This is a genomic window from Saccharopolyspora sp. NPDC000995 (assembly GCF_053599315.1).
Genome location: NZ_JBSFLZ010000075.1, coordinates 26,189 through 35,153 on the forward strand (window position 1 = coordinate 26,189; position 8,965 = coordinate 35,153).

Genomic DNA, 8,965 nt, shown 5'->3' on the forward strand with positions numbered 1-8,965 from the left:
GGCGCGGCCAGCCGCGGTCGCGGTCAGGCGATGCCCGCTGCGGCCCGCGGCCGACCGCCCGCCGTCACTGCGGCTTCTTGCCGAACCACTTCTCGTAGATCTTGTCGTACTCGCCGTTGTCCTTGAGCTTCTTCAGCGCCGCGTTGACCCGGTCCTTCAGCGCCGTGTTGCCGGTGGCCATGCCGATGCCGTATTGGTCGCCGGTGGTGAACTCGTTGGTGATCTCGACGTTGAGGTTGGTCTTGACGAAATCGCCGAAGACGCTGTTGTCGTTGATCGCCGCGTCGACCTGGCCGGTTTCCACCGCGGTCACCGACAGCGGCAGGTCCTCGAACTGGACGACCTCGTAGCCGTTGGCATCCTTGTTCTCGTTCGCGTACTTCTCGCCGGTGGTGGCGAGCTGCACGCCGAGCTTCTTGCCACGCAGGTCCGCGAGACTGTGGATGCCCGAGCCCTTCTTGGTCATCAGCGCCTGAGTGGCCTCGAAGTACGGGTCGGAGAAGTCGAAGTTCTCCTCGCGCGCAGGCGTGATGCTCATGGCCGCGGCCGCGACGTCGCAGCGCCGGGTGTTGAGGTCCTCGCCGGACTGGATGCCCTCGAACGGGGTGTCGACGATCTCCTGCTTCAGGCCCATGTCCTTGGCGATCTCGTCGACGAGGTCGACATCGAAGCCGACGATCTTGCCCTGGTCGTGGAACTGGAAGGGCTTGTAGTCCATGTGCGTGCAGGTCGTGAGCACTCCGGGCTTGATCACCTCCACGCCGCCGTCGGCCGTGCCGCCCCCGCCGGTGGTGGATTCGGCACAACCCGCCGCTGCGGCGGTGGCCAGGGCGAGAGCGGGCAGCATAGCCAACGCTCGTAGTGTTCTGCGACGCGCCACGATGTCACTCCTAGTAGGTGAGAACGCGAGTGTCCGAATGGTGCCACTCGTTCGGGCGTAATCCCAATGCTGAATATTGCGAACCCATCAAGTTTTCGTCCAAGGCCCAGTCGCGATCCGGCCCACGATCGGAAAACTGCCAGCCGAGCACCGGGAACGCGAAAGGAATTCCGCCGAACCTCCCCTGTTCGTGCGGGTTGTTGCCCGCGGTTGCCGAGTGGCACTCAGTTTCATGTGGCATGTGCCACTGGTCAACAGGGAGCCACCGACCAGCTCCGGAAGACGTTCCGTGTTCCCTCCAAACGATCACTGCTCGTACACGCCAACGTGATCCAGACGGGTGGATTTGTCGACAAGTCGCCACTACGCCATCCGGCGGTGGAGCGGATATTCGCTGGTTAGGAGACTTTGACGGGGGTGCCGAACCCGTGGTGCCGCGAGCTCCGAGCAGGTCCCGATGAAGCTTCCCGGCCTGCGACGATCGGCCGCGATGTGGATGGCAGCCGCACTCACCGCGCTCGCTGCCGTGGCCGTACCCGTCGCCCAGGCGCAGGCCCCAGCGGCCAAGCACTTCGACGTGCTCCAGCTCAACCTCTGCAACAGCGGCTTCGCCGACTGCTGCTCGGCGGGCAAGGCGGTCAACTCCGCTATCGCGCTGATCCAGCGGCGGCGGCCGGACGTGGTGACGCTCAACGAGAGCTGCGCGCGGGACATCACCCTCATGACGCGCGAAACCGGCTACCTGTGGGAGTTCGCGCCGGCCGGCGACAAGTCCGAATAAGACGCGGGAGCGGTTGTTCCGGCAGTACCCGGAACAACCGCTCCCGACGGCAACAGCGCTGGTCAGCCAGGCGGCGGTGGCGGAGCCCCGCAGTGGATGATCGGCTGCGGTTTGTAGACCGTGTGCCGGGTCTCGGTGCGCACCTGCCCGGTGGACCGGTCCTTGATGGTCCGGGTGTCGTTCACCGAGAAACCCGGCGTGCCCTTGCTCGGGCTGCACGGCTCGCCCGGCGGCACGACCTGCTCCTGCGGCTCCGTGGGAGTGGTCCGTTCGCCGGTCTGCGAGGTCACGTCGAACTGCTTGGTGCCCCACAGCGTCACCGTGATCGACGACGACGTCCAGTTGGTGGTGATCATGATGCCGCTCTTGGCCACATTCTTGAACTTGACGTCGATGATGCTCGCGCCGGTGGGGCTCTGGAACACGGTGGCCTCGCGGCCCGCCGGGTAGCGGCTGATGTAGTAGCTGTGTTCCTTGTGCTCGACGTTCTGCATGCCCGCGAAGTACGAGGCGTTGTAGAGCGTCGTGGCGAACTGCGAGATGCCGCCGCCGACGGCCCGGCCCGGCCGGCCGTTCTCGATGATCCCGGACTCGACGTAGCCCTGCGGGATCCCGCGCGGCCCGGTGTGCCCGTTGAGGCTGAAGATCTCGCCCGGTTTGATGATCGCGCCGTTGACCTGCTCGGCGACCCGCCGGATGTTCACACCCGACGCGGCCTCGAACCCGTTGGTGGTGAACTCGCCGACCACCTCGCGGATGCCCATCTGGTTGGCCTGGTCAGTGCTGAACTTGGCGGGCTCGTGCACGTAGATCGCCTGCACGCTTCGGTCCTGCGGGCGTCGGAGCACCTCGTCGATCCGCTCGAAGCTCTTGTTCCAGTCGACGCCGATGCCGTCGACGGACGGCCGGACCACGGGGGCGCCGCCCTCCAGGACGATCTCGGCGTCCTTGCTGGACTTGATCGTGTCGGCCAGCTGCGGCTCGACGCCGCCGATCGCGGTTGGCAGGTCCACGCTGGACTTCAGCCCACCCGCGCCGTCCGGTTCGAACCGCAGCGCGGCGCCGATCGTCTCCGGCGAGAGGGTCGCGTTCTTCCTCTCGCCGCGCACCGTCACTGGCGCGGACACCGCGGGCTGCGCGACCTCGGTCAGCGCCCGCTGCACGCCTTCGCGGGTCGTGCTCACCGGCTGCTCGGTGTACGGCAGCTGCACGGCGCCGTCCTCGGCCCAGTGGGCGAGCACCTCGTCGGTGGCCGCCTGCACGTCGATGGCCTGGCCGGTAACCGGGTCGACCGCGACCGGCTTGGCTCCTTCGAACCGGATGGTGCCCTCGGCGGGCGTCCGGTCCAGCTGCGGCCGGACCTGCTCCAGTGCCTGCACCAGCTGCTCGCGGTCGCCGTGGCTGACCGGGGCGACCTCATGCGTGGTGAACAGCGAGGCGATCCGGGTGAACGGGTTCAGCGGCTGGCTGCCCGCCTGCTCAATGGTCGCCGCCCAGTCCATCTGCAACCCGACCTGCTCCGGGTTGATCGTGGTGGCGCGGTCGCCGACCCGCAGCTCGACGGGCTCGTTCAGGCCGGGGCCGAGCTTCTCGCGCAGCTGCGTCTCGGCCGCGGCCTCGTCTAGGCCGCCGATGTCGACGCCAGCCACCACCGTGCCACGCGGCACGGTGCCGCTGGTCAAAGCCAGGTCACCGACGTAGAGCAGCGTCAACGCGCCGACCGCGGCACCGGCGGCGATACCGGCCCGGATCAGGCCGCGCCGCGTCTTGTCGGGCTCAGTGGGCTGCGGGTCGGACGGCAGGGCGCCGCTCCAGCCGCTGGATTCGGCGGGGACCCGCGGGATCGCTTGGGTCTCGCCGATGGGGAAGGCGGAGAAGTCCGCGGGCAGCGCCGCGATCTGGGCGGTGCGCTCGGCGTCGGACTCCGGTTCTGGCTTCGGGGCTTCGGGCTTCTGGCCGTTGGTCGGCAGATTGGGCCGAGTGCCCGCCTCCAGGTCGGCCTGCACCAGGGGGATCCGGGTGGTCTGCTCGACGCTGCTCTCCGGCTGGGCTCCGCCGGCGGGGTGCCCGGGCTCGGTGCGCAACCGCTCGGTCGACGGCTCCGCACCGCTTGGCTGATCGTGGTTCTCCGGCACCGCTTCCCCTTCTTCTGTCGGTCCTGCGGTGGGGCACGTGGAACTGGCAGCGGCCGGTGGGGCACCGACCCAGCGGCGACCACCCTCGCACGCACAGCGGAAAGACCGGTAGGCCGGGCCCGCTGCCTGACTCGGGCACGCCGATCTACAGGTACAACCCGGTGCCCTGTTCGGTGCGTTCGCTGGCCACGGCGTGTAGGTCCCGTTCCCGCATCACCAGGTACGCCTGGCCCTGGACCTCGAACTCGAACTGCTCGTCTGGGTTGAACAGCACCTGGTCGCCGACCTTCACCGTGCGCACGTGACTACCCACACCGAAGACCTCGCCCCACAGCAGCCGCTTGGCCACCTGGGCGGTCGCCGGAATCACGATGCCGCCGCTGCTGCGGCGTTCCCCGGATTCCGGAGAGATGCGCACCATGACCCGGTCGTGCAGCATCTGGATTTCGAGCTTGGCATCGGTCACCCGAAAAGTTTACTTGCCGCCTCCGGGTGACCAACCGGCCAGGGCCGGTCCGTTGTACGACTTCCCCGGCACACCACGACGCCCCCACGGGGCCGCCGGTTTCCGCTGCTCAGGATCGTGAGCACTTTCGGGGGGCTTCACGCCCGAACCGACTTACGGGCATCTAACAGCGGAAACGCCAAGGCCCTGCCGAGCACGAGGCGTACTCGGCAGGGCCTGTCAACACCCGGTGCGGTGATCTTGGCGGGCCGCTCACGCCTCGGCGTCGAGGCCGCCCATCACCAGGGGCAACCGCCTCGGCCCGGCGGCGGTGATCTTGATCGGCACACCCCAGTCCTGCCTGGTCAGACGGCAGGCCGGGTGCTCAACCGATGGGTCGTCGTCGCAACTGGCGGCCTGCGCCACCACGTGCAGCACGCCCTGTCCGAGGCCATCGGCCAGCACCAGGCGGCGAGTCAGGTCGGTGCCCACGCCAGCGCCTTCGACCAGCAGCTCCGCCGGCGAAGAGGTGATCTCCAGCCGCGTCGACGGCCCGTAGCGCTCGTCCAGCTCGGTGCCCGCCGGCGGGGTGAACACCACTGCGAGTTCGACCGCGCCGCTGCCGATCTCCGTGGCCGGCCGCTTGACCTGCTGCGACGCCCCCTCGATGAGGCGGGCCGCGACGCCGGGCGGCACCGGCCGCTCGAGGCGGTGCGCGGCGGAGGCGACCACCACCAGCTCACCGTCCACCACGGTCGCGCCGGACGGCTCCGCGACATCGGTGGCCAGCGTGGAAACCTCATCGGTCGTCGGATCGTAGCGCCGGACGGCACCGTTGTAGGTGTCGCAGACCGCGACCGAACCGTCGGGCAGCGCCGCGACGCCGAGCGGGTGCTGGAACAACGCCTTGTCGGCGGGGCCGTCGGCGTGGCCGAAGTCGAACAGTCCGGTGCCGACGGCGGTCCGCACGGCGAAGCCCCCGTCGGCGGCCACGACCCAGCGCAACGCCGACGTCTCGGAGTCAGCCAGCCAGAGCCGGTCACCGCCGTCGGCCAACCCGGAGGTCTGGGCGAAGAACGCCTCATCCGCCGCGCCGTCGCGCAGGCCCTCGACCGTCGCCCCGGCGAACCGCCGGATCTTGCCGGTGACCGGGTCGAAAAGGCCGAGTGTGTGGTTGCCCGCCATCGCGATCACGACGCCTCCGGCCGGTTCCCACCAGGCGACGTCCCAGGGGCTGGTCAGCGGGGTCTCCAGCGCGGGCCCGCTGTCCGAGCCCTCGCGCCACTGCTCGCCGGTCCCGGCCAGCGTGGTGACCTGGCCGTCCGCGAGCCGCACGCCGCGCAGCAGGTGGTTGACGGTGTCGGCGACCACCACGTCGTAGCCGACCTGCTCTGCGACGCGTTGCGGCAGCAACGCGAGACCGGCGGGCTCGGCGAACTCGGCGGCAGCGCCGTCGGCGCGACCGCGCTGACCGGTGCCGATGCGGCGCACGATCGTCTCGCCGTCGGCGGCGAACTCCACCAGCGAGTGATTCGCGGAGTCGGAGACAAGCAGGTTGCCGCCGGGCAGGGCGATGACCTTGCCGGGGAAGCGGAGCGTCGTCGCGGGCGCCTCCGGCGGCACGTACGGGCCTTCACCGCGGTGCAGCGTGCCCTTGACCTCGTGCTCGGCGGTGACCTCGGTGATCACGCTGCGCAGCACCTCGACGTGCCCTTCACCTGCGGCGACGTGCACGACGTAGCCCTCCGGGTCGACCACGACCAGCGTCGGCCAGGCCTTGACGGCGTAGTTCTGCCAGGTAGTCAGCTCAGGGTCGTCGAGCACGGGGTGGTGCACGGCGTAGCGCTCGACGGCAGCGATCAGCGCATCAGGATCGGCCTCGTGCTCGAACTTCGGCGAGTGCACGCCGACGGTGACGACCTCATCGGCGAACTCGGCCTCCAGAGGCCGGAGTTCGTCGAGCACGTGCAAGCAGTTGATGCAGCAGAAGGTCCAAAAATCAAGGATCAAGGTTTTCCCTCGAAAGTCCTTGAGTTGGAGTTCCTTCCCGCCGGTGTTCAGCCACTGGCGGCCCACCAGTTCGGGAGCGCGGACACGGACACGACGTTTCTGCTGCTCACTCACACTGGGAGTCAACGGCACACGCCCAGCCGCTGTTCCTGAGGGCAGGGACTCCTGAGTCACGTCTCACTGTCCACCGTTAGTTCGGTGGGCACAGGGTTTCGGTCAGCTTCGGGCACACCCTCGCCAGTTTGTGGTCAGTGGTCAGTACGCGAAGTCCAAGATGGTCGGCCAACGCTATATAAAGCGCGTCGAGCAGACTCACGTCCGCGCGCCGTGCCCATGCCCCAGTCAGAAGGCCTGGCAACGGGTGACGAGTAACAGGCATGGCTGTGAGGCGGTCCAGGGCCAGTTCGACATCGGCGACAGCGAGATCACCCGCGCGCTGCATTCGACCAAGCGCTGAGATGACCTCAGCGTCCAGGTGCGCCGGAGCGTGTAGCTCGGTCCTGGTCAGGCGGTCGATCGCCGCTGGGGCGTAGTCGGTGCCGGCGAGCAGATCAACCGCCACGGAAGCATCCAGTACCACTGCGTTCATTGCTGCGCTCACGCACCGAACTCCTCACGCGCGTCATCGAGCGCGGTAGCGGCTGCATCATGGGTGAGCCCGCGCGGCACAGGAAGCGTCGCCAACCATGCATCGGTAGCGGTGCGCGCCAACTCAGCGGCGATGGCAGCCTGCGTCAACGCCGAGATGTTGAGTTCGGCCTTGCGCGCTCGCTCTGCTAGTTCGTCAGGCACCCACACATTCACCCGAGTCATACACACACTATACACACACGTCGTTGCGTGGGCTAGCACTCGAGATATGTCAGCACTCGTTTTCGGAGGGTTTCGTACTCCGTATCGAGGCGGGTCTTGCCGGTCGGGCGAGAGACCGGTTCACCAGGGCCGACGAGCTCGTTGGGGGCGAACTGACCTCGGGTGAGGTCGAGTTCCACGCTGTCGCCGAGGCGGTTCCACCAGTGGTAGTCGACCCATTCGCTGCCGCGATGAACATCACCCCGCATAAGGTCGCCACCAAAGAGATCGTTGAGGACGAGGGCAGTGGTGCCGCATTGGCCGCGGGCCGGATTGCCGGGGTGCCAGGCGGGGATGTCTTCCGGGGCACAGGTATCAGAACCCCAGGAAGCTCGGATCGCGCGCTCCACGTCGGTCAGGGACCAGAGGATCATGCGGCGCAGCCTGCCGAAGACCACCGACAGTCCGCACCCTTGGCCGCATGAGCCGCTCACGCCGAAAGCGGACGAACAGGGGTGCGGTCGTCGGTCAGCGTTGGTCACCCCACGAGCAGATCCGCGCCGCCGCAGCGGCCTCCAGCTTCTTTTCGCGCAACCATCGCCGGTCTTGGCGGTGGTTGTTGATCCACGCCCCCACGGTCACGCCGATCAAGCTGACACAGGCACCGATCAATCCAGCAATGATGTTCATGCGTCGATCTTGGCTGGGCCAGTCGCCGGGACACCAGGGCAATGACGAGTGTGACTGCGGATCTCGGAAGCGACTGGCGAGTTGATTCTGTGGTCTAGAAAGTCCAGAAGTCAAAAATTGAGACTTTCCCGCGGAAGTCCTTGATCGAGTACGACTTCCCGCCGGTGTTCAACCACTGGCGGCCGACCAGTTCGGGGGCGCGGACACGGGCACGGCGGGGCTGCTGATCGGCACTCACGCCCGAAGTCAACAACACCGGCGGCAGATCGTGTACCCAGGGCCACGCGACAGAGCCAGATGTCACGCGAGCAGTACGGATGCCCGGTGGTCAAACGGCCGGGCCCGGAACGCAGCGGCTGCTCTTTTCAGGTGATTAACAAGGCAAATCACTTATCGACCGCTCCTTGCCACGAGGATCTGCGACCGCATGTCCGTACTAGGGGGAAGTTGTGCCAGAGCCGAAGGGTTTCTACACCGACAAGAACGGTATCCGCCGCCCCATCATGGGCAAGAGCTCAAGCAGCGGAGTCGTGGCACTCGCGGGAGCGACGGCATTGGTCGTCAGCGCAATAGCAGGTGGAGGATCGGTTGGTGTCGGTGCCAGTTCGGTGGCCGGCGAAAGCGTCTCAGTTCGCGTCAGCAATGCCAAGCAGTCGGCGAGCAAAGGCGACAGCAACAAGGCCTGGCAACGGATGCGGTTGCGCGTTACCCGACCGCGAGCTCCCGAGCACTACCTCGACTGCGTCGCGCACTCCTTCGGTGAGGTGCGGGAGTTCTTCCTGCGCCATCCGTGCCGTTCGCTGACACGGACATTGCTGCCGCTCGCCGACGATGCGGGCAACACAGCCGTCGTGTCCATCGCCTGGGTGCGGATGCCCACATCCCGCGCTGCCCGTGAACTGAACAGCCTTGACAAGCGCTACGGCACCGGCGATGTGACGGCGGTAGCCCATGACCTGCTGGCCGCGGATGGCATCGTTTTCCGTGGCCAGCACTGGGACTCACGCGTGAAGGGAAACCTGCTCGTACGCGCCGAGGCGACCCAGTGGCAGGGCTCCACATCCGAGGAAGTACTCGACGGCATCGCCGAGGTGGCGACCATGCTCCCACCACCGTGAGCTTGTCTGGAGTTCGTCAAGGTCTCCTAACCTCGTCGCGGGGGGGGGGGGGGGGGGGCGGCGGGGGGGGGGGTGGGGGGTGGGGGGTTTTTGTGTGTTTAATATTTTTGTGTT

At 67.5% G+C, this 8,965-nt stretch carries 11 protein-coding genes; 2 read left to right on the forward strand and 9 right to left on the reverse strand.

The window, feature by feature from the left end:
- Window positions 1–64: 64 nt before the first annotated feature.
- Window positions 65–847 carry an ABC transporter substrate-binding protein gene (locus ACWDKQ_RS22750; protein WP_450140775.1) on the reverse strand — a complete coding sequence of 261 codons (783 nt, stop codon included), beginning with the start codon at window positions 845–847 and terminating at the stop codon, window positions 65–67.
- A 490-nt stretch (window positions 848–1,337) separates the two neighbouring features.
- Here ACWDKQ_RS22750 and ACWDKQ_RS22755 point away from each other — a divergent pair, with 490 nt between their 5' ends.
- Complete coding sequence (locus ACWDKQ_RS22755) at window positions 1,338–1,661, forward strand: hypothetical protein (RefSeq protein ID WP_450140765.1); 324 nt, start codon at window positions 1,338–1,340, stop codon at window positions 1,659–1,661.
- Between the two features lie 62 nt (window positions 1,662–1,723).
- On the opposite strand, the gene ACWDKQ_RS22760 is transcribed toward ACWDKQ_RS22755, so the two are convergent.
- The 8 genes from ACWDKQ_RS22760 to ACWDKQ_RS22795 all read right to left on the reverse strand — a co-directional run bounded on the left by ACWDKQ_RS22760 (window position 1,724) and on the right by ACWDKQ_RS22795 (window position 7,971).
- Window positions 1,724–3,796, reverse strand: coding sequence for a VanW family protein (locus ACWDKQ_RS22760; protein WP_450140766.1), 2,073 nt, complete (start codon window positions 3,794–3,796; stop codon window positions 1,724–1,726).
- A gap of 145 nt (window positions 3,797–3,941) precedes the next feature.
- Window positions 3,942–4,262, reverse strand: coding sequence for a GroES family chaperonin (locus ACWDKQ_RS22765; RefSeq protein ID WP_010313054.1), 321 nt, complete (start codon window positions 4,260–4,262; stop codon window positions 3,942–3,944).
- A 252-nt stretch (window positions 4,263–4,514) separates the two neighbouring features.
- On the reverse strand, window positions 4,515–6,377 hold the full coding sequence (locus ACWDKQ_RS22770; protein ID WP_450140767.1) for an NHL domain-containing thioredoxin family protein: 1,863 nt from the start codon (window positions 6,375–6,377) through the stop codon (window positions 4,515–4,517).
- A 64-nt stretch (window positions 6,378–6,441) separates the two neighbouring features.
- Window positions 6,442–6,852, reverse strand: a complete 411-nt coding sequence (locus ACWDKQ_RS22775) for a type II toxin-antitoxin system VapC family toxin (RefSeq protein ID WP_450140768.1) — start codon at window positions 6,850–6,852, stop codon at window positions 6,442–6,444.
- Window positions 6,849–7,064: a type II toxin-antitoxin system CcdA family antitoxin gene (locus ACWDKQ_RS22780; protein WP_450140769.1), complete on the reverse strand. Its 216-nt coding sequence runs from the start codon at window positions 7,062–7,064 to the stop codon at window positions 6,849–6,851. The genes ACWDKQ_RS22775 and ACWDKQ_RS22780 overlap by 4 nt, the downstream gene beginning before the upstream one ends.
- A gap of 32 nt (window positions 7,065–7,096) precedes the next feature.
- Window positions 7,097–7,501: a YunG family protein gene (locus tag ACWDKQ_RS22785; protein ID WP_450140770.1), complete on the reverse strand. Its 405-nt coding sequence runs from the start codon at window positions 7,499–7,501 to the stop codon at window positions 7,097–7,099.
- A gap of 70 nt (window positions 7,502–7,571) precedes the next feature.
- Window positions 7,572–7,733 (reverse strand): hypothetical protein, encoded by a 162-nt coding sequence (locus ACWDKQ_RS22790; RefSeq protein WP_450140771.1) that lies wholly within the window; start codon window positions 7,731–7,733, stop codon window positions 7,572–7,574.
- A 94-nt stretch (window positions 7,734–7,827) separates the two neighbouring features.
- Entirely contained in the window at window positions 7,828–7,971 is a 144-nt protein-coding gene (locus tag ACWDKQ_RS22795; protein ID WP_450140772.1) for a hypothetical protein, read from the reverse strand.
- 211 nt (window positions 7,972–8,182) lie between these two features.
- Between ACWDKQ_RS22795 and ACWDKQ_RS22800 the strand changes: the two genes are divergently transcribed.
- The gene (locus ACWDKQ_RS22800; protein ID WP_450140773.1) at window positions 8,183–8,851 is read left to right on the forward strand and encodes a hypothetical protein; all 669 of its coding nucleotides are present in this window, start codon (window positions 8,183–8,185) and stop codon (window positions 8,849–8,851) included.
- Window positions 8,852–8,965: the final 114 nt, after the last annotated feature.